Origin of the sequence: Bradyrhizobium sp. CCBAU 21365 (genome assembly GCF_015291305.1) — a bacterium.
GTDB lineage: Bacteria > Pseudomonadota > Alphaproteobacteria > Rhizobiales > Xanthobacteraceae > Bradyrhizobium > Bradyrhizobium elkanii.
In genome coordinates, this window is record NZ_CP030036.1 from 3,105,749 (window position 1) to 3,131,643 (window position 25,895).

At 64.7% G+C, this 25,895-nt stretch carries 18 protein-coding genes; 15 read left to right on the forward strand and 3 right to left on the reverse strand.

Annotated elements, in window-relative coordinates:
• Nucleotides 1-132 precede the first annotated feature (132 nt).
• The 7 genes from XI02_RS14270 to XI02_RS14300 all read left to right on the forward strand — a co-directional run bounded on the left by XI02_RS14270 (nucleotide 133) and on the right by XI02_RS14300 (nucleotide 11,556).
• Nucleotides 133-2,556 carry a CaiB/BaiF CoA-transferase family protein gene (locus XI02_RS14270; RefSeq protein ID WP_172648303.1) on the forward strand — a complete coding sequence of 808 codons (2,424 nt, stop codon included), beginning with the start codon at nucleotides 133-135 and terminating at the stop codon, nucleotides 2,554-2,556.
• Nucleotides 2,556-3,632, forward strand: a complete 1,077-nt coding sequence (locus XI02_RS14275) for an ABC transporter ATP-binding protein (protein ID WP_172648302.1) — start codon at nucleotides 2,556-2,558, stop codon at nucleotides 3,630-3,632. The genes XI02_RS14270 and XI02_RS14275 overlap by 1 nt, the downstream gene beginning before the upstream one ends.
• Nucleotides 3,629-4,633 carry an ABC transporter ATP-binding protein gene (locus XI02_RS14280; protein WP_172648301.1) on the forward strand — a complete coding sequence of 335 codons (1,005 nt, stop codon included), beginning with the start codon at nucleotides 3,629-3,631 and terminating at the stop codon, nucleotides 4,631-4,633. Before XI02_RS14275 ends, XI02_RS14280 begins: the two co-directional genes overlap by 4 nt.
• 130 nt (nucleotides 4,634-4,763) lie before the next feature.
• Entirely contained in the window at nucleotides 4,764-6,311 is a 1,548-nt protein-coding gene (locus XI02_RS14285) for an ABC transporter substrate-binding protein (protein ID WP_016842483.1), read from the forward strand.
• Nucleotides 6,312-6,314: 3 nt separating this feature from the next.
• Nucleotides 6,315-7,271 (forward strand): ABC transporter permease, encoded by a 957-nt coding sequence (locus XI02_RS14290; protein ID WP_018270429.1) that lies wholly within the window; start codon nucleotides 6,315-6,317, stop codon nucleotides 7,269-7,271.
• Complete coding sequence (locus tag XI02_RS14295; protein WP_018270430.1) at nucleotides 7,268-8,152, forward strand: ABC transporter permease; 885 nt, start codon at nucleotides 7,268-7,270, stop codon at nucleotides 8,150-8,152. Before XI02_RS14290 ends, XI02_RS14295 begins: the two co-directional genes overlap by 4 nt.
• 101 nt (nucleotides 8,153-8,253) lie before the next feature.
• Nucleotides 8,254-11,556 carry a carboxyl transferase domain-containing protein gene (locus XI02_RS14300; protein ID WP_172648300.1) on the forward strand — a complete coding sequence of 1,101 codons (3,303 nt, stop codon included), beginning with the start codon at nucleotides 8,254-8,256 and terminating at the stop codon, nucleotides 11,554-11,556.
• 88 nt (nucleotides 11,557-11,644) lie between these two features.
• Here XI02_RS14300 and XI02_RS14305 read toward each other — a convergent pair whose 3' ends face one another.
• The gene (locus tag XI02_RS14305) at nucleotides 11,645-13,279 is read right to left on the reverse strand and encodes an NAD(P)/FAD-dependent oxidoreductase (protein ID WP_172648299.1); all 1,635 of its coding nucleotides are present in this window, start codon (nucleotides 13,277-13,279) and stop codon (nucleotides 11,645-11,647) included.
• Nucleotides 13,280-13,514: 235 nt separating this feature from the next.
• Here XI02_RS14305 and XI02_RS14310 point away from each other — a divergent pair, with 235 nt between their 5' ends.
• From XI02_RS14310 to XI02_RS14335, 6 genes are all read left to right on the forward strand, one after another.
• Nucleotides 13,515-14,738: a cytochrome P450 gene (locus XI02_RS14310; protein WP_018270433.1), complete on the forward strand. Its 1,224-nt coding sequence runs from the start codon at nucleotides 13,515-13,517 to the stop codon at nucleotides 14,736-14,738.
• Between the two features lie 66 nt (nucleotides 14,739-14,804).
• Nucleotides 14,805-16,406 carry a GMC family oxidoreductase gene (locus tag XI02_RS14315; protein ID WP_172648298.1) on the forward strand — a complete coding sequence of 534 codons (1,602 nt, stop codon included), beginning with the start codon at nucleotides 14,805-14,807 and terminating at the stop codon, nucleotides 16,404-16,406.
• Nucleotides 16,407-16,423: 17 nt separating this feature from the next.
• Complete coding sequence (locus XI02_RS14320; RefSeq protein WP_038379408.1) at nucleotides 16,424-16,873, forward strand: hypothetical protein; 450 nt, start codon at nucleotides 16,424-16,426, stop codon at nucleotides 16,871-16,873.
• Between the two features lie 91 nt (nucleotides 16,874-16,964).
• Entirely contained in the window at nucleotides 16,965-17,987 is a 1,023-nt protein-coding gene (locus tag XI02_RS14325; protein ID WP_069277702.1) for a S1C family serine protease, read from the forward strand.
• A 657-nt stretch (nucleotides 17,988-18,644) separates the two neighbouring features.
• Nucleotides 18,645-20,153, forward strand: a complete 1,509-nt coding sequence (locus XI02_RS14330; RefSeq protein WP_069277741.1) for a tetratricopeptide repeat protein — start codon at nucleotides 18,645-18,647, stop codon at nucleotides 20,151-20,153.
• A gap of 745 nt (nucleotides 20,154-20,898) precedes the next feature.
• Complete coding sequence (locus tag XI02_RS14335) at nucleotides 20,899-21,111, forward strand: hypothetical protein (protein ID WP_016842474.1); 213 nt, start codon at nucleotides 20,899-20,901, stop codon at nucleotides 21,109-21,111.
• Nucleotides 21,112-22,036: 925 nt separating this feature from the next.
• On the opposite strand, the gene XI02_RS14340 is transcribed toward XI02_RS14335, so the two are convergent.
• Nucleotides 22,037-22,408, reverse strand: coding sequence for a hypothetical protein (locus tag XI02_RS14340; protein WP_016842472.1), 372 nt, complete (start codon nucleotides 22,406-22,408; stop codon nucleotides 22,037-22,039).
• A 308-nt stretch (nucleotides 22,409-22,716) separates the two neighbouring features.
• On the opposite strand from XI02_RS14340, the gene XI02_RS14345 reads away from it, so the two are divergent.
• A complete protein-coding gene (locus tag XI02_RS14345; protein ID WP_069280623.1) occupies nucleotides 22,717-23,001 on the forward strand; it encodes a hypothetical protein in 285 nt (94 codons plus the stop codon).
• A 1,098-nt stretch (nucleotides 23,002-24,099) separates the two neighbouring features.
• The gene (locus XI02_RS14350; RefSeq protein ID WP_016842468.1) at nucleotides 24,100-24,261 is read left to right on the forward strand and encodes a hypothetical protein; all 162 of its coding nucleotides are present in this window, start codon (nucleotides 24,100-24,102) and stop codon (nucleotides 24,259-24,261) included.
• A gap of 853 nt (nucleotides 24,262-25,114) precedes the next feature.
• Here XI02_RS14350 and XI02_RS14355 read toward each other — a convergent pair.
• Complete coding sequence (locus XI02_RS14355) at nucleotides 25,115-25,894, reverse strand: alpha/beta fold hydrolase (protein WP_172648296.1); 780 nt, start codon at nucleotides 25,892-25,894, stop codon at nucleotides 25,115-25,117.
• Between the last annotated feature and the right edge of the window lies 1 nt (nucleotide 25,895).

Consider the following 25,895-nt stretch of genomic DNA (forward strand, 5'->3'; position numbering starts at 1 on the left):
TACGCTCGCTAATTCCGTCAAGCGGAAGAAAATTCCACTTGCATCACACTCGTCGCGCGGCTTCAAGTTCACCCAACAAGAAAACTGAATCAGCCGCTGTCACCGGCTGGTTATGTGTCGCGAGGAAGCCTGATGGGCGCGTTGTCGCATCTGCGGATTGTCGAGATCGGAAGTGCTGCGGCGACGAGCTATTGTGCGCGGCTGTTTGCCGATTTCGGCGCCGATGTGCGGAAGGTCGAGCCGCCGCACGGCGATCCCCTTCGCCGCACCGCGCCGCTGACGCCCAAAGGCCAGAGCGCGTGGTTTGCGTTCCTCAACTTCAACAAGTCGAGTGTCGTGCTCGACAAGCGCGACGTCTCGCGCCTGCGCGAGCTGATCGCCGGCTGCGACATCCTGCTCGACGGGCGCGGCATTGCTGCGGCGGATTGTCCCGAGATCGATTTCGACGCGATCAAGCGGGATAATCCCGGCCTGATCCATCTCGACCTCGCCTGGTTCGGCGATCGCGGTCCTTACGCGAATTTCGCGGCGACGGACTCCACGATCCGCGCGCTGACCGGACTGGTGAAGCTGGTCGGTCCGGAGCAGGGGCCGCCGATGCATGCGCCGGATTTCCAGATCGGCATTCTGGGCGGGCTGTGGGGTTTCATCGCCGCCGCATCGTCGGTGCTCGGGCGCATGCAGGACGGGCGCGGCCGCGCAAACCATCTCAGCCTGTTCGAGGCGTCTATCGCCGTCACCGAATACATCATGTTCGAGGCGTTTCAGCGCGGCGACATCATGCGGCGGATCGGAGTCAACCGGTTCTGGCCGACCTTTCCGGTCGGCATCTACGAGACCAGGCAGGGCTGGCTCGGCGTCACCACGGTGACCCCGGCGCAATGGCGCGCGTTCTGCGAGATGCTCGGGCTCAACGATTTGCGCGACGATCCGACGCTGGTCATGGGTGTCGACCGGCTGCGCCAGGTCGCCGAGATCGAAGGCAGGATATTGCCGAAGCTGAAGCAGCGGACCGCGCAGGAGTGGTTCGCTGAAGGGCTCAAGCGCAGGATTCCGATCGTGCCGGTGCCGGAGGTGGCGGATCTCATCGCCGATGAGGAGAAGCGTGCGCGTGGCGCCATCGTCCCGATCACCATCGGCGACGAGACCGGCTTTTCCGCCGGCACGATGCAGCGGTTGACCGCAACGCCGCCGTTGCGCGGCGGCCGGGTGCCTGATCTCGGCGAGCAGCAGCCGAGGCGCGAGGCTGCGCCGCGCGTGCCGGCGCCCAGGCCCGCTGCAACCGATCGCTTGCCGCTCGAGGGAATCCGTGTCGTCGACTTTTCGATGGGCTGGGCCGGGCCGATCTGCACCCGCACGCTCGCCGATCTCGGCGCCGACGTCATCAAGATCGAGGCGACCCAGTATCCGGACTGGTGGCGCGGCGTCGACCGCCGTCCGGCCTATGTGCTGGAGCAGATGTACGAGAAGTCGGTGCGCTACTGCATCATGAACCGCAACAAGCGCGGCATCACGCTCGATCTGACCCGGCCGAAGGGGCTTGAACTGGCGAAGCGCCTGCTCGCCGATGCCGATCTCGTGGTCGACAATTATTCGGTCGAGGTGCTGCCCAAGCTCGGCCTCGGCTACGACGTGCTCAGCAAGATCAATCCAAAGCTGGTGATGATGTCGATGTCGGCATTCGGCGCCGGCAGCGTGCATCGCGACTGCCGTGCCTATGGCTCGACCCTGGAGCAGGGCTCCGGCCTGCCGAGCGTTGTCGGCGATCCCGATGGTCCGCCCGTCATGAGCCATACCGCGTTCGGCGACGCCGTCGGCGGCCTCAACGGCGCGGCTGCGGTGCTGACCGCGCTGATCCACGCCAAACTGACGGGGCAGGGGCAGTTCATCGATCTGGCGCAGATCGAATGCATGATGCCGTTCGCCGCGCCCTGGATCGTCGCGCATTCGACCAGTGGCAAGCCGCCGACCAAATACGGCAACCGCCATCCCGATTTCGTGCCCCATGGCTGCTTTCGCTGCGCCGGAGAGGACAACTGGATCGTCGTCGCGGTCTCCGACGACGCGATGTGGCCAAAGCTCGCGCGGCTGCTCGGCCGCGAGGATTGGGCGGCGGACGAGACGCTCAAGACGGCCGCGGGCCGCCGCGCCATCGAGGCCGAGATCGAGGCTGCGATCATGGCCTGGACCGCGGCGCGCGATGCCGATGCTGCGATGGCCGCGCTGCAATCTGCCGGCGTTGCCTCCGGCGTGGCGCGGCTGCCGATCGATCTCCTGGAGGACCCGCAGCTCCACGCCCGCGGCTTCATCCAGCAGGTCGACCGCGCGTTCATCGGACGACATCCGCAGCCGTCGATGCCCTTTCGCGAGAGCGATGCACCATTTGCCATTCGTTCAGTGCCGCCGACGCTCGGCGAGCACAACCGCGCGATTCTTGGCGGCATGCTCGGGCTCTCCGACGCCGAGCTCGATGAGCTCAGCCGCGAGGGTATTATCGGCACCGAGATGCTGATGGAGGAGCAACTGGTGAAAGAAAAGAAGCGGGCGGCGGGCTGATGGAGGCAGGCCAGCCGGCACAGCGCAGGGCGGAGGGTGCGCGCGACGGCGCGCGGCCGCTGCTGTCCGTGCGCGGGCTCGGCATCCGCTTCAAGACCGCGCAGGGCGTCTGGCAGGCGACGCGCCGCATCGACTTCGACATCGCACCCGGCGAGCGCGTCGGCATCGTCGGCGAGAGCGGCTGCGGCAAGACCATCACCGGCCTGTCGATCCTGCGCCTGTTGCCGGGCAATTTTGCCGGCCTCGACGGCAAGATCCTGTTCGACGGTATCGATCTCGCCTCGTGCAGCGCGCGGCAGATGCGCGCGATCCGGGGCAAGCGGATCGCGATGATCTTCCAGGAGCCGATGAGCGCGCTCGACCCGGTGTTCACCGTCGGCCACCAGATCGCCGAGACGCTGCGCGTCCACACCGATGTTTCCCATGAGGAGGCGCGCGCCAAAACGCTGGAGATGCTGCGCCGCGTCGGCATCGCCTCGCCGGAGCGTCGGATCGACGATTATCCGCACCAGCTCTCCGGCGGCATGCGCCAGCGCGTGATGATCGCCGCCAGCCTGATCTGCGGGCCTCAACTCCTGATCGCGGACGAGCCGACCACCGCGCTCGACGTCACCGTGCAGGCGCAGATCCTCGAGCTGTTGCGCGACATCAGCGCGACCTCGAAGACCGCGCTGATGCTGATCACCCACGATCTCGGCGTCGTCGCCGAGACCTGCACGCGGATGATCACGATGTATGCCGGCGAGGTGATCGAGGACGCCACCGTCGACGAGGCGCTGGTGCGGCCGCTGCATCCCTATACGTCGGGACTTTTGCGCTCGCTGCCGCATTTGAGCCCGCGCCACGGCCGGTTGCCGTCGATCCCGGGCCGGGTGCCGTCGATCGCGGAGATGCCGGCCGGCTGCCGCTTTCGGGCCCGCTGTGCGCATGCGGCGAAAGGCTGCGAGGCCGAGCAGAAGCTGCAGGACGCCGGCGGCGGCAGAAGAGTGCGCTGCTGGCGCTTTGCCGAGCTCAATCTGCCGGGCGCGCTGCATCCGCCCGGCGCGCCGGCTGCTGCAAAGGTCGCGACGCAATGACCGCGGCATCCGCCGAACAGCGCCGCGCGCCCATCGTCTCGGTGCGTGACCTTCAGGTCCGCTTTCAGACCTCGGATCGCCGCGCCACCGTGAAGGCGGTCGACGGCGTCAATTTCGACGTCCGCCGCGGCGAGACCTTCGGCATCATCGGGGAGTCTGGATCGGGCAAGACCACGATCGGCCGGGCGCTGGTGTTCCTGCTCAATCCCAGCGCCGGCGCCATCCTGCATGACGGCATCGATCCAACGGCACTGCCGCGCCGCGAGTTTCAAAGCCATCGCCGCGACTACCAGATCATCTTCCAGGACCCGAACGCCGCGCTGAATCCGCGCATGACCATTCTGGCCTCGGTGCTGGAGCCGCTGGAACTCGCAGGTGTCGGCAGCCGTGCCGAGCGCGAGCGGCAGGCGCGGGAAGCGCTGGAGCGCGTCGGCCTGCCGCAGGAATTCGGCGCGCGCTACCCGCACCAGCTGTCCGGCGGCCAGAAGCAGCGCGTCGTGATCGCCCGCGCGCTGACGCTGAAACCCAAACTGATCGTCTGCGACGAGGTGGTGGCCGCGCTCGACATGTCGATCCGCGGCGACGTGCTCAATTTGTTTGCCGATCTGCAGCGCGACCTCGGGCTGACCTATGTCTTCATCACCCATGATCTCGCCGTGGTCTCGCATATCAGCGAGCGCGTCGCGGTGATGTATCTCGGCCAGTTCGTCGAGCTCGGGCCGACCGAGGAGGTCGCCGAGCGGCCGCTGCATCCCTACACGATCGCGCTGCTGTCGGCCGAGCCGCGGCCGCTGCCGTCCACGATGCGCCAGGAGAGCCGCATCGTCTTGCAGGGCGAGGTGCCGAGCCCGATCGATCCGCCGTCGGGCTGCCGCTTCCGCACCCGCTGCCCGCATGCGCAGCCGCTCTGCACCGACCGCGTGCCGGAGTGGCGCGAGCTGAAGCCCGATCACTGGGTGGCCTGCCATTTCGCTGATCGCCCGAATTTTTCGCCGAGTTAGCGCGCGATGAGATCAGTTCGAATAGCGACCCCGAAGGAACTGCACTCCCTCCCCCGCAAGCGGGAGAGGTGCAGCCAGTCTGCCGCCAAGCCGATTCAAATTGACGCCCTGGGATAATGGAGGACCTGCCATGACGATGACGACACGACGCGAGGTTATGGCGCTGATCTCGGGCGCACTGGCCAGCACCACGCTCGGCGGCCGCGCCTTCGCGGAAGGCCCGCCGAAGAAGGGCGGCACCTTGCGCATCTCGGCGCCGGCCAATCCGTCGAGCCTCGATCCTGCAACCGGCGGCGCCGGCTCCGACCACGCCTTCCTGTTCACGATGTACGACACGCTGACCGAATGGGAGTTCGATACGCTGAAGCCGAAGCCCGGCCTTGCCGAAAGCTGGAAGTTCACCGACCCCACTACGCTGGTGCTCAACATTCGCGCCGGCATCACCTTCCATGACGGCACGCCGCTCGATGCGGAAGCCGTCAGGTTCAATCTCGAGCGCAACCGCAGCGATGCGAAGTCGAACATCAAGGCCGATCTGCTCTCGGTCGCCGCGGTCGAGGTCACCGGCCCGCAGCAGGTGACGTTGAAGCTGAAGACACCCGATACCGCGCTGCCCGGGATTCTTTCCGACCGCGCCGGCATGATGGTGTCGCCGACGGCGCTGAAGGCGGCCGAGGGCGGCGTCGTGACGCGCAAGCCGGTCGGCGCCGGCGCCTATTCGTTCGTCAGCTGGGCCGACGGCGAGAAGATCGTGGTCAAGCGCAACGAGAAATACTGGAAGCCGGAGCGGCCGCTTCCCGACGCCATCGAGATCTCGATCATTCCCGAGCTCACCACCGGCGCCCGCTCGGTCACCGCCGGGCAGAACGATCTGATCTATCAGCTGCCGCCGCGGCAGAAGGTGATCATCGAGCGCGCCTCCAGCGTCAAGGTGGTGCACGGCCCGACGCTCTATGTGCTTCAGATCTTCCTCAACTGGGCCAAGCCGCCGTTCGACAATCTCAAGGTCCGCCAGGCGCTGAACTTCGCGATCGACCGCGAATCCTTCGTCAAGGCCGCGCTCGCCGGTCTCGCCGAGCCGGCCTACATGAATTTGCCGAAGGCGCATTGGGCCTATGACGCCGAGGTCGCAAAGCTCTATCCCTATGATCCCGACCGAGCGCGCAAGCTGCTCGCCGAGGCCGGCTTCAAGGAGGGCACCCCAATCGAGCTCGGCGGCTATCCGGACCAGGATTCGGTGCAGCGGCAGGAGATCCTGATCGAGCAATTGCGCAAGGCCGGCATCGGCGTGCGGTTCGTCAACGCCCCGATCGCGGAGGCTTCCGCCGCCTTCTTCGGCGCGGAGAAGAAGGGCGCCGGCCTGCTCTCGGCCTGGACCGGGCGGCCCGATCCGAGCCTGACCTACTCGCTGATGTTCACCAAGGACGCCTACTACAATGCCGGCCGCGCGCCAGTGCCGGGCGAACTCGAGGCCGCGATCAAGGAATCGCGTGCGTCTGAGGATATCGAGGTCAGGCGCAAGGCGTTCTCCACCGTGCAGCGGCTGGTGATGGAGAATGCCTTCGTGGTGCCGCTCGCGTTCCAGTTCGAGCTGGTCGCGATGAACAAGAAGGTGCAGGGCTATCGGCCGAACCTGCTCGGCAAGCCGAAATACGACGACGTCTGGCTCGGGAGTTAGGCGATGGCGCGACGGTCACCGGTCAAGGTCGTCGGCAGCCGCCTCGTGCAGGCGCTGCCCGTGGTCCTGCTCGCGACCTTCATGGTGTTCGCGCTGCTCAAGCTGGTGCCCGGCGACATCGCCGTGACACTGGCGGGCGACAACGCGACCGACGCGCGGATCACCGAGATCAGGAAGATCTACGGCCTCGACCGCCCGTTCCTGGTGCAATACGGCGCCTGGCTGGGCAATGTCGCGCAGGGCGATCTCTCGCAATCGCTACTCACCGGCGAGAAGGTCGCGGACTCGATCGGGCGTGCGTTTCCGAACACGCTGCTGATCGTCGTGATCGCGCTGGCGCTGGCGCTGGTCACGGGCATCCCGATGGGCGTGATGGCCGCGATCCAGCCGAACGGCTGGGTCGACAAGCTGATCAGCATGCTGGCGTCGCTCGGCGTCGCGGTGCCCGGCTTCTGGCTCGCGATGATCCTGGTGGCGGAATTCTCGTTGAAGCTGAACTGGCTGCCGGCGACCGGCGCGAAATCCTTCAGCGCCTCGCCGGTCGATGCGATCAGGCATGCGCTGCTGCCGGGCATCGCGATCGCGGCCTACGGCATGGCCGAGGTCGCGCGCCAGCTGCGCGGCGCGCTGCTGGAGGTGTTGTCGTCGCAATATGTCCGCACCCTGCATGCCAAGGGGCTGTCGATGTCGCGCATCCTCTGGCAGCACGGCCTGAAGAATGTGGGCGTCAATCTGCTCACCATCGTCAGCCTGTTGGTCAACCGCATGCTGGCGGCGACCGTGGTGATCGAGGCGGTGTTCGCGATTCCCGGCCTGGGCAGCCTGATCGTGCGCGGCGCGATCCAGCGCGATTTCCCGATCGTGCAGGGCGTCGTCTTCACCATGGTGGTGGTTGTCATCGCGGTGAACCTGGTCACCGATTTGCTGTGCGCCGCGGTCGATCCGAGGATCGAGCAATGACCGAGGTGGCGCTCGCTCCCCTGAAGGCACCGGCGCGGCCGACGCGGCTGCGGCGATTTGCGCGCTGGCTCGCCGGCGACCTCAGGGCCGGGCTGTCGATCCTGGTGCTTGTGGTGCTCGTCGTGGTCGCAATCGGCGCGCCCTGGATCGCGCCCTATGCGCCGACCGCGCAGGACGTCAACAACATGCTGGCGCCGCCGGGGCCGGCCCATCTGCTCGGCACCGACGATCTCGGCCGCGACATCTTCTCGCGTTTGATCTACGGCGCGCCGGCCACCGTCTATGCCAGCCTGCTTGCGGTCGGCGTCGCGGTCCTGATCGGGCTGCCGGTCGGCCTCATCGCCGGCTATTTCGGCGGTTGGATCGACGACATCATCAGCCGCATCATCGACACCTTCCTGTCGTTCCCCGCCATCGTGCTGGCGATCGCGGTCACCGGCGCGCTCGGCATCGGGCTCACCAACGGCATGATCGCGGTCGGCATCACGATGTTTCCGGCGCTGGCGCGCATCGTCCGCGCCCGCACGCTGATCGTGCGGCAGGAGCTCTATGTCGATGCCTCCAGAGGCTTCGGCGCGCCGACCTGGCATGTGCTGTGGCGCCACGTGCTGCCGAACACGCTGCAACCGGTCATCGTGCAGGTGACGCTCTTGCTCGCCGCCGCGCTGCTGGCAGAGGCCAGCCTGTCGTTCCTCGGCCTCGGCATCCAGCCGCCGGACCCGAGCTGGGGCGCCATGCTGGCGCGCGCCTATCAATACATGGAAATCGCCCCGGAGCAGATGTATGCGCCGGGCCTTGCCATTCTCGTCGTCTCCCTGGCGTTCAATGCGCTCGGGGAGTCCTTGCGTGTCGTGCTCGATCCGACCATGAAGGATCGCTAGAGCATGATCCGGAAAAGTGGGTACCGGTTCTCCCGCGCGACAAACGCGAAGCGTTTGCGCGGAGATCATGCTCAAACAAAAGAGCCTTTGGTGAAATTGTGATGTCGTTCAAGAAATTGCTGATTGCCAATCGCGGTGAGATCGCGATCCGGATTGCCCGCGCCGCTGCCGACAGCGGCATCGCGACCGTCGCGATCCATCCCGCCGACGATGCCGCCTCGCTGCATGTCCGATCCGCCGACGCAAGCCACGAGATTCCGGGCCGCGGCGCGCGGGCCTATCTCGACATCGAGGCCGTCATCGCGGCGGCCAAGGCCACGGGTTGCGATGCGCTGCATCCGGGCTACGGCTTCCTCAGCGAGAACACGCAGCTCGCGCGGCGCTGTGCCGAGGAGAGGATCACCTTCGTCGGCCCATCGCCGGAGGCGCTCGATCTGTTCGGCGACAAGGCCAAGGCAAAGGCGCTGGCGAAGAAATGCGGCGTCCCGATCATTGCCGGCACTTCGGGCGCGACCAGTCTCGACGAGGCAAAGGCGTTCTTCGCCGCGCTCGGCGCCGGCGCCGCCGTGATGATCAAGGCGATCGCCGGCGGCGGCGGGCGCGGCATGCGCCTGGTCGAGGATGCCGCCAGGCTCGACGAGGCCTATGCGCGCTGCCAGTCGGAGGCCAAGGCGGCGTTCGGCAGCGATGCGGTCTATGTCGAGCGGCTGATCCGCAAGGCGCGCCATATCGAGGTGCAGATCATCGGTGACCGCCATGGCGCGATCAGCCATCTCTGGGAGCGCGAATGCACCATCCAGCGCCGCAACCAGAAGCTCATCGAGGTGGCGCCGAGCCCGTCGCTGAGCGAGGGAATGCGCGCGCGCATCATCGAGGCGGCGAAGCAGCTCGCGTCCGCCGCACGCTACGACAATCTCGGCACCTTCGAATTCCTGGTCGATGACGAAGCCGGGGAGAGCGAGGGGGCGTTTGCCTTCATCGAGGCCAATCCGCGGCTCCAGGTCGAGCACACCGTCACCGAGGAAGTGCTCGGCATCGACCTCGTGCGTTCGCAGCTCGCGGTCGCCGCCGGCGCCACGCTGGTCTCGCTCGGCCTCGCCCAATCGGCGGTGCCGCTGCCGCGCGGCTATGCGATGCAGCTTCGCGTCAACATGGAGGTGATGGACGAGAAGGGGGTGACAAAACCGACCGGCGGCACGCTCAGTGTGTTCGACCTGCCGTCCGGCCCCGGCGTTCGCGTCGATACCTTCGGCTATTCCGGCTACCGGACCTCTGCCGCGTTCGACTCGCTGCTGGCAAAAGTCATCGTGCATTCGCCGAGCCCAAAATGGACCGACGTGGTGCACAAGGCATCGCGCGCCTTGCGTGAATTCCGCATCGGCGGCGTCGCCACCAACATCCCGTTCCTCGGCGCGATCCTGACGCATCAGAGTTTTGGACGGAACAAGATCAGCACCAACTTCATCGATACCCATGTGGCGGCGCTGGTCGGCGCGGCGCAGGAGCATGCCGCGCCGCTGCTCGAGGTGAGCGAGGCGGCTGCGGCCAAACCTGCCACTATCGAAGCTGCACCCGAAGGATCGCTTCCGGTGCCCGCGCCGCTGCAGGGCACCATCGTGGCGATCGAGGTCGCGGAGGGCGATCTGGTTCGGCCCGGCCAGCAGATCGCGGTGCTGGAATCGATGAAGATGGAGCATCTCGTCACCGCGCCGCATGGCGGCCGGGTGACCAGGATCGCGGGCGGCATCGGCGTCACGTTGATGCATGGCGAGCCGATCCTGTTCTTTGAGCCTGCCGAGGTCGACGGCCACCACGCGGCGGAGGAGGCAGCGATCGATCTCGATCACATCCGGCCTGATCTCGCCGAGCTGATCGCGCGCAAGGCGATCACGCTGGACGAGAACCGCCCGGCCTCGGTCGAGCGTCGCCGCAAGACCAACCAGCGCACCGCGCGCGAGAACATCGCGCAGCTGGTCGATGAGGGCTCGTTCGTCGAATACGGCTCGCTGGCGATCGCGGCGCAGCGCCGCCGCCGCAAGGTCGAGGACCTCGTCAAGAACACGCCGGCCGACGGGCTGATCGCCGGCGTCGCCACCGTCAACGCCAGGGATTTCGGCGCCGACGGCGCGCGCTGCATGGTGATCTCCTACGACTACACCGTGCTCGCCGGCACCCAGGGCCATATGAACCACAAGAAGATCGACCGCATGCTCGGCCTCGCCGAGCAGTGGCGCATGCCGCTGGTGTTCTATGCCGAGGGCGGCGGCGGCCGTCCCGGCGATACCGACCGGCTCGGCATGACCGGCCTCGACGGCCCGTCCTTCGTGCAGTTCGCAAAGCTCTCGGGGCTGGTGCCCGTGGTCGGCGTGGTCGCCGGCTATTGCTTCGCCGGCAATGCCGCGATGCTCGGCGTCTGCGACGTGATCATCGCGACCAAGAACGCCTCGATCGGCATGGGCGGCCCGGCGATGATCGAGGGCGGCGGGCTCGGCGTCTACCATCCGGCCGAGGTCGGCCCGGTCTCGTTCCAGTCGCCGAACGGCGTAATCGACATCCTGGTCGAGGACGAGGAAGAGGCGACCACGGTGGCGCAGAAATATCTGTCCTACTTCCAGGGCGCCGTGCAGGACTGGAAGGCGCCGGACCAGCGGCTGCTGCGCCGCGCGATCCCGGAAAATCGCCTGCGGGTCTATGACATCCGCAACGTCATCGACCTGATCGCCGACGAGGGCTCGGTGCTGGAGATCCGCAGGGATTTCGGCGTCGGCATGATCACGGCCTTCATCCGCATCGAGGGCAAGCCGTTCGGCCTGATCGCCAACAATCCAAAGCATCTCGGCGGCGCGATCGACGCGCCGGCCGGCGACAAGGCCGCGCGTTTCATGCAGCTGTGCGACGCCTTCGACATCCCGATCGTCTCGCTGTGCGACACGCCGGGCTTCATGGTCGGCCCCGAGGCCGAGAAGACCGCGATCGTGCGCCACGTCGCGCGGATGTTCGTCACCGGCGCGAGCATCACGGTGCCGCTGTTCGGCGTCGTGCTGCGCAAGGGCTACGGCCTTGGCGCGCAATCGATGATCGGCGGCGGCTTCCACGCCTCGTTCTTCACGGTGGCGTGGCCGACCGGCGAGTTCGGCGGCATGGGCCTCGAAGGCTATGTCCGGCTCGGCTTCCGCAAGGAGATGGAGGCGATCGAGGATCCGGTCGAGCGCGAGAAGTATTTCCAGACCAAGGTCGCCGAGCTCTACGCCAACGGCAAGGCGGTCTCGATCGCCTCGGTGCTCGAGATCGACGAGGTGATCGATCCCGCCGACACCAGGCACTGGATCATGGCCGGCCTCCGCTCGGTGCCGAAGCCCGAGCCGCGGACCCACCGCAAGCGGCCGTGCATCGATGCGTGGTAAGGTGACGGCGCAACACACTCTGTGTCGTCCCGGCGAAAGCCGGGACGACGGCGGTGGGTGTGGCTCGCGCTTCGCCTCAATACGCACGTTAGCCCAACCGCAACTCCACATAGCCCTTCGCCGCCACCTCGTCGCATCGCGCGCGATACGCCGGGGCGCTGCCGCTGTAGCGGGCGACGATGCGGGTCTGCTTGCCTTCGACGTTGCGGTTGATGCCGGTCATCCAGGAATCGACCTCGTTGGAGAGCAGGCCTGTACCGAGCGCCTTGACATGCTCGGTCCAGTCGGCGGTGCCCTCGGGCGTGGCATCGAGGAAGGTCAGGCCTTTCGCTTGCGCGAAGCGGATCAGCCCGGTGACCCAGTCGACGCTGTATTCGATGCTGCGCGGGATGTTGCCGAGCGCGGTGTGCGGGCCCATCAGCATCATCATGTTGGGGAAGCCGTCGACCATCAGCCCGAGATAGGTCGCGGGGCCGTGCGTCCATTTCTGCTTCAGCCGCGCACCGTGCGCGCCGCGGAAATCGATCTTGTCGAAGCTGCCTGTGATGGCATCGAAGCCGGTGGCGTAGATGATGATGTCGAAGGCGTAGTCCTTGTCGGTCGTCCGGATGCCCTCGGGCGTGATCCGCTCGATCGGCGTCTCCTTGATGTCGACGAGCTCGACATTGTCGCGGTTGTAGACCTCGTAATAGAAGGTCTCGAGCGGCAGCCGCCGCGTGCCGAAGCCGTGGTTCTTCGGGATCAGCATCTCCGCGACCTTGGGATCCCTGACGCGCTCGCGGATCTTGCGCGCGACGAAATCGCTGATCGTGGCATTCGCCGCGCGGTCGATCAGGATATCCTTGAAATTGCCCTGCCAGATGCCGAATCCGCGCTCGCCATAGAGCTTCTCGTAGAACGCCTCGCGCTCCTCCTCGCTCACCTCGAACGCGCCGCGGGGATCGGGCGTATGAACGAAGCAGGCGAAGGTCTCCTTGCAGCGCGCGAAGATCTCGGGATAGCCGGCCTTGATCCTGGCTTGCGTCTCGGCGTCGATCTTGCCGTTGTGCAGCGGCGCCGCCCAGTTGGCGGTGCGCTGGAACACGGTGAGATGCCCGACCTCGCCGGCAATGGTCTGGATGGTCTGGATGCCGGTCGCGCCGGTGCCGATCACGGCGACGCGCTTGCCGGTGAAATCCACTTTCTGCTTCGGCCAGCGCGCGGTGTGAAACGATTGGCCCCTGAAATCGTCGCGGCCCTCGATGCGCGGCAGGGTAGGGGTCGACAACGGACCGATCGCGGTGATCAGGAAGCGGCAGGCGTGCCGCGCGCCGCTCTCCAGCGTGATCCGCCAGCTACGCGTGTCGTCCTGGTAGATCGCTGATGTGACGCGGCTCTCGAACTGGATGTCGCGGCGCAGGTCGAACTTGTCGGCGACATAATTGCAGTAGCGCAAGGTCTCGGGCTGGCCGGCGAAATGCTCCGACCACTCCCATTCCTCGAGCAGCTCCTTCGAGAACGAGTAGCCGTAGGAATAGCTTTCGGAATCGAAGCGCGCGCCGGGATAGCGGTTCCAGTACCAGGTGCCGCCGACGCCGGTGCCGGCCTCGAACACGCGCGCGCTAAGACCGAGCTCGCGCAGCCGGTAGAGCTGGTACATGCCGGACAGGCCGGCGCCGATGATGATGACGTCGTAGTCCAGCGCAGCCGTCTGGGCGGTGTTGTCCTGGCGCAATTCGGCCACCTGTCGTTGCTCCCTGATGGATCGATTGCCGGCAAGGCTAGCCGGTCTTCCCGCTGCCGACAAACATCGAACAGCGGGGCAGCTATCGGGATTTGCCGGGTGCGTGGGCCCGCGCGCATTCCGCGCGGCGGACTGTCCGCCCCGTGGCTTTACTCGGCCGCGGGATTCCCTCTATCGTCGGCCCGACACAACGATCGCCCGCCAAGCGGCGACGGAACCTAACGGGAGTGAAGCGATGGGAGAGGCGCTGCGCAGGCCGACGTCGACAGACGTCAGCAATCCCCGGCTTTATCAGGACGACACCTGGCGGCCGCTGTTCGCGCAGCTCCGCCGCGACAATCCCGTGCATTATTGCGAGGCGTCGGCCTACGGCCCGTACTGGTCGGTGACGCGCTACGACGACATCTTCGCGGTCGAGCTGGATCACCAGAACTATTCGTCGGCCTCCGAGCTCGGCGGTATCCAGGTCGCGGACCAGCCGAAGGGGCAGGAGCGGCCGAGCTTCATCCGCATGGACCCGCCCGGCCACACCGCGCAGCGTCGCACGGTGGCGCCGATCGTGGCGCCGTCGAACCTTGCCAATTTCGACACCCTGATCCGCAAGCGCACCTCGGCCGTGCTCGACGCGTTGCCGCGCAACGAGACCTTCGACTGGGCCGAGCGGGTCTCGGTCGACCTCACCAACATGATGCTGGCGACGCTGTTCGATTTCCCCTCCGAAGACCGCGCCAAGCTGACCTGGTGGTCGGATGTCGCGATCGCCAACGTCGAATCCCCCGACGCGGTGGTGCATTCGGAGGCTGAACGCACCGCCGAACTGGTCAAGATGGGAGAATATTTCCGCAAGCTGTGGGACGCGCGGATCGATGCGCCGCCGACTTTCGATTTGATCTCGATGCTGGCGCATTCGGACGCGACGCGGAATCTGGAGCCGCGCGAGTTCATCGGCACGATCGGGCTCCTGATCGTCGGCGGCAACGACACCACGCGCAATTCGATGTCGGCCGGGCTGATGGCGCTGTGCGAGAACCCGGAGCAGTTCGAGCTGGTCCGCGCCAGGCCGGAGCTGATCCCGAACCTGGTCTCCGAGACCATCCGCTACCACACGCCGGTGCTGCACATGCGCCGCACCGCACGCAATGATGTCGAGCTTGCCGGCCGCCGGATCAAGAAGGGCGACAAGGTCGTGATGTGGTACATCTCCGGCAACCGCGACGAGGACAAGATCGAGCGCGCCGACGAATTCATCATCGACCGCGCCAAGCCGCGCCAGCATCTCGCCTTCGGCGCCGGCGTCCACCGCTGCGTCGGCGACCGCCTCGCCGAGCAGCAGCTGCGCATCCTCTGGGAGGAGGTTCTGGCGCGCGATCTGCGTTTTGAGATGATGGGCCCGCCGCAAAGGCTCTATTCCAATTTCATTCGCGGTATACGAAGCTTGCCGGTGAGAATCGTCAATTGAGCTGCATTACCCCGTCATTGTTATCGCTCCTCGCAATGACGAAAGAAGAGACTTCAAGGAACAAGAATGAAGAACGATCCCGTTGACGTCCTGATCATCGGCGCCGGCGCCTCCGGCGCCGCGGTGGCCTGGAGCCTCGCCGATACCAAGATGCATATCCTCTGCCTCGATCAGGGCGGCTGGATGAATCCGGCCGAATATCCGAGCACCGGGCGCGACTGGGAGGCGAAGTTCTACGGCGAGTGGTCGTCCAGCCCGAACGTCCGCCGCCGGCCCGAGGACTACCCGATCAACGACGACAATTCGCCGATCAAGGTCGTCAACTTCAACGCCGTCGGCGGCTCGACGGTGATGTACACCGCGCACTGGCCGCGGCTGCATCCGTCCGATTTCAAGGTGAAGACGCTCGACGGCGTCGCCGACGACTGGCCGATCGACTACGACGCGCTCACCCCGTTCTTCGAGGAGAACGATTGGATGATGGGCGTCTCCGGCCTGTCGGGCGATCCGCTGTCGCCGCTGAGCCACCCGCCGATGCCGCAGCAGCCGCTCGGGCTATCGGGCCCCTTGATCGGCAAGGCCATGAACAAGCTCGGCTGGCACTGGTGGCCGTCGGACACGACGGTGGCGACGATGGACTACGAGGGCAGGGCGCGCTGCATCAATCTCGGCCACTGCACGCCGGCCTGCGCGCAGGGTGCCAAGGCCTCGACCGACATCACCTACTGGCCGCACGCGGTCCGCGCCGGGGTCGAGCTCAAGACCCATTGCCGGGTGCGCGAGATCCTGACCAACGAGCACGGCATGGCCTCCGGCGCCGTCTATTACGACAAGGACGGCGTCGAGCAGTTTCAGCCGGCCGAAGTCGTCATCATCGCCTGCAACGGTGTCGGCACGCCGCGGCTGCTGCTCAATTCGGCGTCAGGCAAATTCCCGAATGGCCTCGCCAATTCGTCGGGCCTGGTCGGCAAGAACCTGATGTTCCACCCCTATGCGCAGATCTACGGCTTCGTGAAGGAGCCGACCGACAGCAACCGCGCGCCGCCGACCTGCCTGTGGAGCAAGGAGTTCTACGACACCGATCTGTCGCGCGGCTTCGTCCGCGGCTACGGCATCCAGTTCGGCCGCGGCGCCGGGCCGGTGTTCGAGGCGGTCGCGAGCGAGCAGAAGGGCATCCTGCCCTGGGGCAAGGATCATCACCGCGTGTTCCGCAAGCTCAACGGCCATCGTCTCGCGGTATCGGCGATCTGCGAGGATCTGCCGGAGGAGCACAACCGCGTCACGCTCGATCCCGTGCTGAAGGACAGCCACGGCATCCCCGCGCCGAAGATCGACTACACGATCAGCGCGAACAGCCGGAAGATGATGGATCACGGGCTGGCGCGTGGCCGGGAGATTCTCGAGGCCGCCGGCGCCAGCGACATCTGCATCAACGATCCGATCCCGTGGGGCGGCTGGCATCTGCTCGGCACCGCGCGGATGGGCACCGATCCGGCGCGCTCCGTGGTCAACGAATGGGGCCGCTCGCACGACGTGAAGAACCTCTTCATCGTCGACGGCAGCATCTTCGTCACCTCGGGCGGGGTAAACCCGACCTCCACCATCCAGGCCCTTGCGCTCTACATCGCCGACCAGATGAAGCAGCGCCTCGCCAATCTGTTCGACTGAGACCGCCAGAGACCGACATGTCCGATAGCAATCAACTGACCGCAGCCCAGCGCGCCGATCTCCGCACGGTCGCCGCGATGATCGTTCCCGCAAGCGACGAGTACAAGGTGCCGGGGGCGGACGATGCCGCGATCCAGGCCGACATGCTGGCGACGCTCGGCCGCGACACCGCGCTGGTCGCGCAGGCGCTGGATCGTCTGGCTGATCTCGCGGGCAAGCCGCTCGCCGAGCTCGACGATGCCAGGCGCGATGCAGTGGCGCGGGAGTTTCGTAGCCATGGCGGCGCTGCCGCGGCGACGCTCGTCCGCGTGGTGCTGCAGTGCTACTACCGCGATGACCGCGTGCTGCGCTCGCTCGGCCTCGAGCTGCGCGCGCCGTTCCCGAAAGGCCATGTGCTGCCGGAGGGCGACTGGTCGCTGCTCGATCCGGTCAGGGAGCGTGGCGGGGTGTTGCGGCGGGCGACCTAGCCGATTGGGCAGGTATGGGCGGGGCCGGGGGCGTAACCACTTGCGGCGGCGGGAACCGGTCACCATCTGAGGGGACCAAAGGACTCTCGCCATGCTGGATTTTACCTCAGATTCCGCCGCTGACGTGCCGTCAGCGGCGACGGCCGATGCTGCCCGGGATAACGACCGGGCTTTGCTGGATGCCTATTCCAATGCCGTGATCGACGTCACCGACCGTGTCGGCCCCGCCGTGGTCCGGGTCGAAACCGGGCCGAAAGTGCGCAACGCGCGCGAGCGCGGCGGGCTCGGCTCGGGCATCGTGATCTCGCCCGACGGCTTCGTGCTGACCAACAGCCATGTGGTCGGATCGTCGAAGGAGATCCGCCTGCGCGACACCGAGGGCTTCGTCACCGACGCCCATGTGCTCGGCGTCGATCCCGACACCGATCTCGCCTTGCTGCGCGCCGACGGCGCGCGCGATCTGCCTTACGCCTCGCTCGGCAACTCCAAGACGCTGCGGCGCGGCCAGCTCGTGGTTGCGATCGGCAATCCGCTCGGCTTCGAATCGACGGTCACCGCCGGCGTGGTGTCGGCGCTGGGACGCTCGATCCGCTCGGTCAGCGGGCGGACCATCGAGGACGTGATCCAGACCGACGCCGCGCTCAACCCCGGCAATTCCGGCGGGCCGCTGGTGTCGTCGAAGGGCGAGGTGATCGGCATCAACACCGCGATCATCAACGGCGCGCAGGGCATCTGCTTTGCGGTCGCCAGCAACACCGCGCAGTTCGTGCTGTCGGAGATCATCCGCCACGGCTATGTCCGCCGCGCCTATATCGGCGTCGCCGGCCAGACCGCGCCGGTGCCGCGGCGGCATGCGGTGCTGGCCGGCGTCGAGAACAAGATGGGCGCGCTCCTGATGCAGATCGAGCCGGACAGCCCGGCCGCGCGCGCCGCGCTGCTGCCGGGCGACGTCGTGATCAGGCTCGACGGCATCGAGATCAACGGTGTCGACGACCTGATCCGCGCGCTCGATCACAGCCGGATCGACCGGACCCTGTCGATGGACGTGCTCCGCCTCGGCCGTCTCCGCGCGATCGAGATCCACCCGATCGAAAGGAAGCCCGCGAAGCAGTGAGCGTGCGCGCTATCCGCGCGCGAGCTGCGCCCTCTCCCCTCATGTCCGCCGTAGCCTTCGAAGGCGGACGTGGGAGAGGGTGGTTTCGCTGCGGAAGCAGCGAAACCGGGTGAGGGGTTCTCTCCGCGGAGACAGACCCCTCATCCGTCGCGGACTGCGTCCGCGCCACCTTCTCCCACGGGGCGAGAAGGGACGTGGAGCTCGCGGCTCCGCCATCGCCAATCGTCGGGCTGCTCGACCATCATCATGTGACCGGCACTTCGCAGCACCACAATGCAGGCGTTCGGCGTCGCGGCATCGTCCGCTAAACCGCGCCTTCGCCATCCCGACGCGTGCCGCCAGCAGCCGCGTGGAAATTGCTTCCGACCGCCTGAGTGGTCGTGCTCGTAAGCGTCTTTGACTACGCGATCCGTGTGGACCGACCAAGCCAGGACGTGTACTCGGGTCTTGGAGGCGTAACGGAAATCTTGTGCTCGTCCTGAGCTTTATCGGTTGTGGACCCTAACCGGAAATCTATCCAACGTCGTAAGCGACCACCGTCCTGCAACGACTTGTAAAGGAGGCGTGAAAACTTAGTCAGCAGCGTTGACCAAGTGAAGCCGCAACAAATCTGCTAGGCTTGATTATCCGGACGTTTGGCCCCTGCGGGAGGCTATGGTGACGAACTCGGAATTCTCCAACGAGCTGCCGGACAAACCGGCATCCGATGACGGCCCACTGAACGAAACGGCATCTGATAACGAGCCAACGGACAAATGGGCGTCGACTCTCAACTTTAAGGGTCGCCTCCGGGCGCGACTGCAGTTGATCGGCGGGGCGCTCGCTTCGATTGCCGCAATAGGCGCGATCGCGGGTGGCCTCGTGGGCTACTGGACTGTGTGGAAAACGCTCCGCACCGACGTGTTTCCGGACAAGCAGCAGACGCAGAGGGAGGCTGCCGCGCGGCCCGACATTGCTCCCCGCTTGTCACTCGTCGTCCTGCCGTTCGCAAACCTCAACCACGATCCGGAGCAGGACTATTTCGCCGATGGCATTACGACCGATCTGACGACCGACCTCGCGCAAATGCCCGGCGCGTTCGTTATCGGACGCGGAACGGCCTTTACATACAAGAACAAGCAGATCGACTTCAGGACGCTCGGCAAAGACCTCGGCATCCGCTGGGCAGTCCAGGGCGCGGTGCGACGCAACGGGGACCATGTCCGGGCCAACGTATCACTTACGGATATCGCGAGCGGTCGGGACGTATGGTCCGATCGTTTCGACGGCGATCGTACGAACCTCGCCGCCTTGCAGGACGAGATTACAGCGCGGCTCGCCCGCTCGCTGAACATTGAACTGATCCAAGCCGAAAGCCGTCGCAGTGAAGTGGACCGGTCGAGGAATCCAGACGCCATGGACTTCACGATGCGCGGCTGGGCAAAGCTCTACGGGCCGCAGTCGAAGATCCAAAATGATCAGGCGAAGGACCTATTCGATAGTGCGCTGCGCCTCGATCCGGACAACTTAGAGGCCATGGTCGGGAAAGCGCAGTGTTTGGCCACTGGTGCGAACAATCGATGGTCTGCTTCCGTTGTGGAAGACAAGAAACAAGCGCTCGACCTCGTCGACAGAGTTCTGTCCAAAAACCCGGCAAGCGCGAGTGCCCATAGGACCAAGGGAGCCATTCTTCTATTTGGACACCCTGAGGAGGCAATGGCTGAATACGATGCAGCGCTCGAAATCGATCCAAATAATCCAGCTGTCTACGCTGCTAAAACAATTACGCTTATCGTAACCGGGCGGGCGCGCGAAGCCTTCTCGCCGCTCCAGTTGGCTCTCCGTCTTAGTCCCAGAGATCCTCTTGCTCACCTTTGGCGCTACTGGCTCTGCCATGCACACTTGCACCTGCACCAATATGGAGAATCCATCGAGGAATGCAGGCGCTCGGTCAATCTGAACAACTTGTACTTTTACGCCTATGTAGATCTGACATCGGCTTATGGAGCTACGGGGCAATTGGAACAGGCACAGCAGAGCTTGACCGAATTGAACAAGCTCCGACCAGACTTTACGGTCCAGTGGTACCGCGATCTTGGTTACTCAATCTCAAGCAATCCGCAGTTTCGTCGGGAGTTCGATGATATTGTCGACGGGCTGAGGAAGGGGGGCGCCCGGGAGCACTAAGGTGAAGACCGTTCGCTTGCTGACGCTGACGGCCTCTTCCATCTCGAATGTCACCTATTGGCCCAGCCTCTCGGGCATACGGCAATGTCAGCCTTCGCGCTCCTGTCGGGGCCATAGCAGACATCCAACGTGCGTGATCCCAGCCGCCTCGATTTATGAGTACAGGCCCTGGCTCAAGATCGTCGATTATCTCCATGTCCTCCGGACCCGCGTCCAAGCTGCCATGGAGGATGCGGATAGGCTTGTCGCTGACGTCGCTGTCATCCCGGGTCGTCGTGCAATCGGGACAGAAGGCGACGTGTGCCGCGAAGCAAGTAGTTCGCATGAGCGAAGCGATATGCGGGATTGATCTTGCGCGTTGCATGTCGACCCCGGATGTCGCTTCGCTCATCCGGGCTACGCTTGCTGCATCGGAAATTGTCAGTTCGGTGCGAAGTCGCAGAGCGCGCTGAGGGCGGCTTTTGGTTCTCAGCAGACCGGGCTCCGCGGGGATCTATTTTCCGCAGCTGGATGGGGGGATCCGTAGTGGTTCGCGCACCGGGATGTCTCCATTCGGCTCGAAGCTGAAGGTCGTCCGTCAGCAGGTCAGCTCATTTGGGCAGAGCGGACGCCGCCCCGTTTGGCTGCCATGAGGCGGCTTTTGACCAAAAACCGACATCCCGCTAGAAGCTTGATCCCCGTCAAAAATGCTCACGTCAGATGAGCTTAGAAGAGGCGAACTTCACAGAAGTTGCGGGAGGTCCCGATGTCGCACTTTGTCATTTGCTTCATGAAAGATGTGCTCGGCGAGAACGGTCGGCAGGCCGAGATTTGCCAGAGGATCCTTGAGATCGATGCTCCGACTGAGGGGGAGGCCGAGGAGATCGCCAAGAAGAGATTCTGCGAAGCGGAAAGGCTTTGCGAATGGTCGCTGCATGCCGACCGTATTCAGGTCAAGTCTGCTGACTTTCCGTCGTAGAGCGGGGCGCAGAGCTTCAGGACTTGCCGGGCTGTCCCCCCCCCGGCCACACGGTTGGTGGCTTGGTCTGCTCTCTGGCACCGTAGTCATACGGCTGCGCTCCGGCGCGCCGCAGCGCTAACCTTGGAACCTCTTCCGTCAAGGTAGTTGCCCAAGCACATGCCTTCGCAGGACATTGAACGATACCGGCAGAAAGCTGCCGAATGTGAAGACGAGGCGGCCAAGGCCACGTCCGCGAGCGCGAAGGAAGCTTGGCTGCAGGCTGCCGAGGGAATGGAGGAAACTCGCACAAGCGGCAGAGGAAAAGCCAGCCGGTGCTAAAGCCGTGTCCAATCCTGCGTTGCAAAGCACTAGTCGCGATCCGTCATGATCAAGAGATAGCAAGTAGCCCGCATGAGCGAAGCGATATGCGGGATTGATCTTGCGCGTTGCATGTCGACCCCGGATGTCGCTTCGCTCATGCGGGCTACGCTTGCTGAGGCGATCAAGGGTGCCGCGCGCACTCTGAAGGAGGAGAAGTCACGAAGTCAGGCTGCGCATGGCGACTAGCACCAGCGCCGCACGCAGCTCGGCCGCTTTCGCCACAGGTTCGGATTGCCCTGCCATGACGGCGGTTCGCCCTGGTCACGATGCTCCCGGATCCTGAAAGCTGCTGCCGATCCACCGCGACGAAGTCAATCGCGAGAATGGCGGGGTCGACATCTCGGCGCGGCGGGTTATCGTTCCTGCGCTGGAGGTCATCAAGCAAGCGAGGGCAATTGCGACTACGCCTTCACGGGTCGCTCGGTAACTCGATCGCTCCCGTAGTTCGCCGGCTGGACCCAGCGACCTACGCAGGTTTCCCTAACGTGGTCGCCCGGGATAGCCCGCCCGGCAAAACCGGGCAGAAGGGAGCCACATTTCATCCCCGAGACGTTACTTGCGTTCAATCCAGCGGCCTCTTCAGCGGCTGCCGGGTTTTGCCTGCGGGTTCTGGCAAGTGCTCTTCGTACCACCGCAACGAGGCGGCCGCATAACCTTCCATGTGCGGAGTCCACTTCAACGCGTTGCATCGCGCCCAGTCCCACGCGGCGCGTTCACGCGCGATCTGGTCGGTGGATCGGTCACCGCTCTTGATGTGGCCCAGCTCATGCATCGCGACCGCATAGGTAATCTCCGACGCAATGCGCGGCGTTCGAATGAACTCCAGCTCACCGCTCAGCGCAAGCGCCTGCAATGGATTGTCGCACCATTGGACATCGACCTCTTCGTCGGCGCACAACTTCAGGAAATGCCTTTTGAGATCGGTGATGACCATATTGGCCTTAACATTAAGTGGCGGATTGACAGCGCAACGCAGCGGTCACGCGACAAGTATGCCCGAGATATTCCAGTCGGATTCGCGAGCTTCTCGCGCAAACCGCAGGACCGCCCTGCAAGCCGGGCATTGATACGTGTTGTCGGTTGGCCCGGCGGCAATCAGTTCTCGTTCTACCTCGCACGCCACGCATCTAGGCGGACCCAATTGTTGCAGCCTCTCCGGTAAGAAGATTAGCATCGCGGTTCTCCAAAGGCCTGGTGAGGCGCGTCGGCACGCAGCCGCTCGCAACAGAACTGGAGTAATTTTTGGACCGCCTCTTGTGCCGCAAGGGCATCCGCCTCGGCGCGAGCCGTCGGGTCGGCAAGACCATTTCGCAAACATTTGATCTTGTTGAAATGAACCTGACCATCCGCTGTTCTGCTCTCGACAAACTTCAGTTGGTCCGGATGGTGGCTCTGCTTGTCGAGTTGAAAGCGCAGCAGTCTGACGATAACGGTTCGCCTTACAGGATCGACATCGCTGTCGGCCAAGAGATCAAGAAAATGATCGATATTCGCGCGAGCTATGTACCTGTCCATCACGCTACCTGACGCAACATAATTGCTAGTTTTGTGGAGAAACTAGCGAACCTCCTTGCTCGACTTCGTTGCGCTAGCGCAAACAAAACTGAAAAATGCTGCAGGTGAGATCGGTCTGCAACTGCACGGCGGCCAAGCCATTGCTGAGACCAGAGAAGGAAGAGGCCGCCGGCGAGGCGGCCTCTTTCGGGCGACTGCTAGTAAGGGGGTTATCCCAACAGCCGCCCTTGTTGCGCCCGCCCCGCGCGGCAACTCATTCCGCAACCGAACGAACCCTAATGATCCCTTCCACCTCATTCGTTGCGCTACATCAAATGCCGTAGGATTACGGGACCGCATTTGGTCTATGTGGATACGATCGTCGAGCCGACTCCTCCGAAGGGCTGACACGCTGCTCCATGATCGCGTCGTTCGAGCAGCCGTCTTAGATTGATCCAAGTCAGAACCTCCGCGCGTGCTCGGCCGTAGCCTTTCACGTCATCGCGAGAACTGGAGGCGAGCCATGCAAGTTCCAACGATAGGTGATGTGTTTCTTGTGACGATGATCACAGCTGTGGTCATGCTGATCGAGATCGGGGTTTTCGTAAGTCTTGGGCTGGTCTGAGCCGTCGCCGCGATATCCACGGTCGATTTTACTCCATCGGCGCGCGGTTACTCTCACGCCAACGCCGCAAAACAATGACGGTTCGATTTATAGCTGGGGCAACCCGATCAGAAAATTCGGCTCGTTTGCGTAGGGAATTTCCCGGAGCGAAACCGATTCGCCTGTGCCAGCTTCTTGCCTGTTCACCAGCCCGTGGCAAACCCTGTGTTCCCCGCACTGACGATCGCCGGACCTCGCCAGAGCGTCCTCATAGCCTACGTATACATACGTAGTTCCACGGGCCGTCAGCCTGTCACATATTGATGGCATGGCTCGCCCGATCATGTTCAAGTGTCCAAGTACCGGCATGAATGTCCAGCATTGGCTCGCCGCTCCGGCCGATACGTCGGAGCGCATGTACCAATCAGTGGTGTGCGCAGCCTGTGCAAAACTGCATCTTCTCGATAGCTCGACTGGCAAGTTGCTGGGCGAAGCGACGAATCCGCTTTCTGGATAGAGAGTTGAGCATGCAGCGCTTTGTCGAGAAGCAGAACATCGCCCGCTCCGAGCGCCTGCTGTTTGAGCAATTCTGCGAGAAATCGCACGTTATCATTCGCGAGCAGTTGTTGGTGTCGAAACGCAGGCTCTTGCTTGATCTCGGTCAACAAATGAGGGGAAGGCGCTGGTAGATGGAGGCGTGCGTTTACCCCAAACCCAAACGCATCCCCAAGTGAGCCGCCAAGGAGCCCCTTGGCGGCTCTTTTTTCGGTCGTCTGGTACGGCAAACGCAACAACGCCGCCGAAGTGTTCCGGTGGCGTTTGGTGGATGATCATTAATTAGCCCGGCCATGGCCGGTTGCATAAGTTGGCCGCCCCCGTCGATACGCAGTCCGGGTATCTGCCGCTGCTTACCGAGGCACCGGAATGCGATCCATTTGGCGTGATCGCCGTTCACCACCAGTATGGCCACCGCCACGGGATCACGACCTCGTTCGTTCATGAACGACTTGTGCCTTCCGCGTCCGGGCTTCAGCACCTGATGTCCCGAGGTTACACAGCACCAGGGCCGCTCCGAGAGTGCATGCGACGGTCATCATCTTCATCATGCATCGGCCTCCTAGCCTGAGAGTGCAAAAGGACTCAACGCAAGGCAATTCGCTCTTCGCGACGGACGCTTACGCTGTCGGGCTGAGCATTTGCGGTATTTCTGAATAATAGAAGGTATCGCTGAGTTGCCCGACATGTCAAGTTGCCTGTCCGAGGGCCGGCGGCCCTGCTCCTTTGCATGGGGTTGTTTTCGATATTTTGGGTGGTGGCGGCAACGGGCACTTCGAATGTGAAAGCATCGGAGCTGGTTGAGGGGGCTCTCTCCGCGGAGACAGACCCCTCATCCGGCGTGGACTGCGCATAGCCGATGCGGCATCGGCGTCCCGCAAGGACGGCGGCCCCGTGGGCCGCCTGCGGCCACTTTCTCCCGCATCCGCCTTCGCCAAGGCTCCGGCGGACATGAGGGGAGAAGGGAAGGAGGAGTTCGCGGCGCCCCTACTGCAGCGCCGCCAGCAGCTCGTCGGGCTGCTCGACCATCATCATATGGCCGGCGCCCGGCAGCACCACGGTGCGGGCGTTCGGCGTCGCCGCGGCGAGTGTCTTGCCGGCCTTGGCCGGGGTCATCATGTCGCGCTCGCCGAGGATGAAGGTCGCGGGCACCTTGACCGCGGCAGCCGCCGTGAGCGCGTTCTGGTAGGCGTTGCAGGCATTGAGGTCGTTGTACAGCACGCCCGGCTTCGCCTCCTGCAGCACCCGCTGCGCGCCCTGATGCATCCACAGGCCCGGCGCGAGGCTGCCGCCGAGCTCGGCCTTGAAGCCGAGGCCCCAGATCGAGACCATGTCGATAGCCGCGACATCATTGGCTTCGGCGGCCTTCAAGAGATCGGGGCCGACCGTCATGGTCGCGGCGGTGCCGATCAGCGCGAGGCCGGAGACCTTGTCAGGATGCCGCGCCGAGGCCTCGATCGCGATCAGCGAGCCCATCGAATGGCCGATCAGCCGCGCCTTCGATGCGCCGGCCGCCGTGATCAGCGCCGCGATCCAGTCGGCCATCTCGGCGATGGTCGGGAGTGGCTTGCCGGCGGAGCGGCCATGGCCCGGCAGGTCCGGCGCCAGCACGGAGAATCCGTGATGGGCGAACCAGCGGCTGTGCAGCGCCCAGGTCGAGGAATCGAAACCGGCGCCGTGGATCATCACCACCGCCGGCAGCGACGGGTCGAACGGCTTGCCGCCGGTCGCGATGAAGGTGTCTGATCCGTTCACGGAAAGCTGCATG

What these genes read in the sequence shown, in the direction of transcription:
- XI02_RS14270 (WP_172648303.1), top strand. Translation starts at nt 133, where the DNA reads ATGGGCGCGTTGTCGCATCTGCGGATTGTCGAGATCGGAAGTGCTGCG.
- XI02_RS14275 (WP_172648302.1), top strand. Translation starts at nt 2,556, where the DNA reads ATGGAGGCAGGCCAGCCGGCACAGCGCAGGGCGGAGGGTGCGCGCGAC.
- XI02_RS14280 (WP_172648301.1), top strand. Translation starts at nt 3,629, where the DNA reads ATGACCGCGGCATCCGCCGAACAGCGCCGCGCGCCCATCGTCTCGGTG.
- XI02_RS14285 (WP_016842483.1), top strand. Translation starts at nt 4,764, where the DNA reads ATGACGATGACGACACGACGCGAGGTTATGGCGCTGATCTCGGGCGCA.
- XI02_RS14290 (WP_018270429.1), top strand. Translation starts at nt 6,315, where the DNA reads ATGGCGCGACGGTCACCGGTCAAGGTCGTCGGCAGCCGCCTCGTGCAG.
- XI02_RS14295 (WP_018270430.1), top strand. Translation starts at nt 7,268, where the DNA reads ATGACCGAGGTGGCGCTCGCTCCCCTGAAGGCACCGGCGCGGCCGACG.
- XI02_RS14300 (WP_172648300.1), top strand. Translation starts at nt 8,254, where the DNA reads ATGTCGTTCAAGAAATTGCTGATTGCCAATCGCGGTGAGATCGCGATC.
- XI02_RS14310 (WP_018270433.1), top strand. Translation starts at nt 13,515, where the DNA reads ATGGGAGAGGCGCTGCGCAGGCCGACGTCGACAGACGTCAGCAATCCC.
- XI02_RS14315 (WP_172648298.1), top strand. Translation starts at nt 14,805, where the DNA reads ATGAAGAACGATCCCGTTGACGTCCTGATCATCGGCGCCGGCGCCTCC.
- XI02_RS14320 (WP_038379408.1), top strand. Translation starts at nt 16,424, where the DNA reads ATGTCCGATAGCAATCAACTGACCGCAGCCCAGCGCGCCGATCTCCGC.
- XI02_RS14325 (WP_069277702.1), top strand. Translation starts at nt 16,965, where the DNA reads ATGCTGGATTTTACCTCAGATTCCGCCGCTGACGTGCCGTCAGCGGCG.
- XI02_RS14335 (WP_016842474.1), top strand. Translation starts at nt 20,899, where the DNA reads ATGTCGCACTTTGTCATTTGCTTCATGAAAGATGTGCTCGGCGAGAAC.
- XI02_RS14340 (WP_016842472.1), bottom strand. Translation starts at nt 22,408, where the DNA reads ATGGTCATCACCGATCTCAAAAGGCATTTCCTGAAGTTGTGCGCCGAC.
- XI02_RS14350 (WP_016842468.1), top strand. Translation starts at nt 24,100, where the DNA reads ATGCAGCGCTTTGTCGAGAAGCAGAACATCGCCCGCTCCGAGCGCCTG.
- XI02_RS14355 (WP_172648296.1), bottom strand. Translation starts at nt 25,894, where the DNA reads ATGCAGCTTTCCGTGAACGGATCAGACACCTTCATCGCGACCGGCGGC.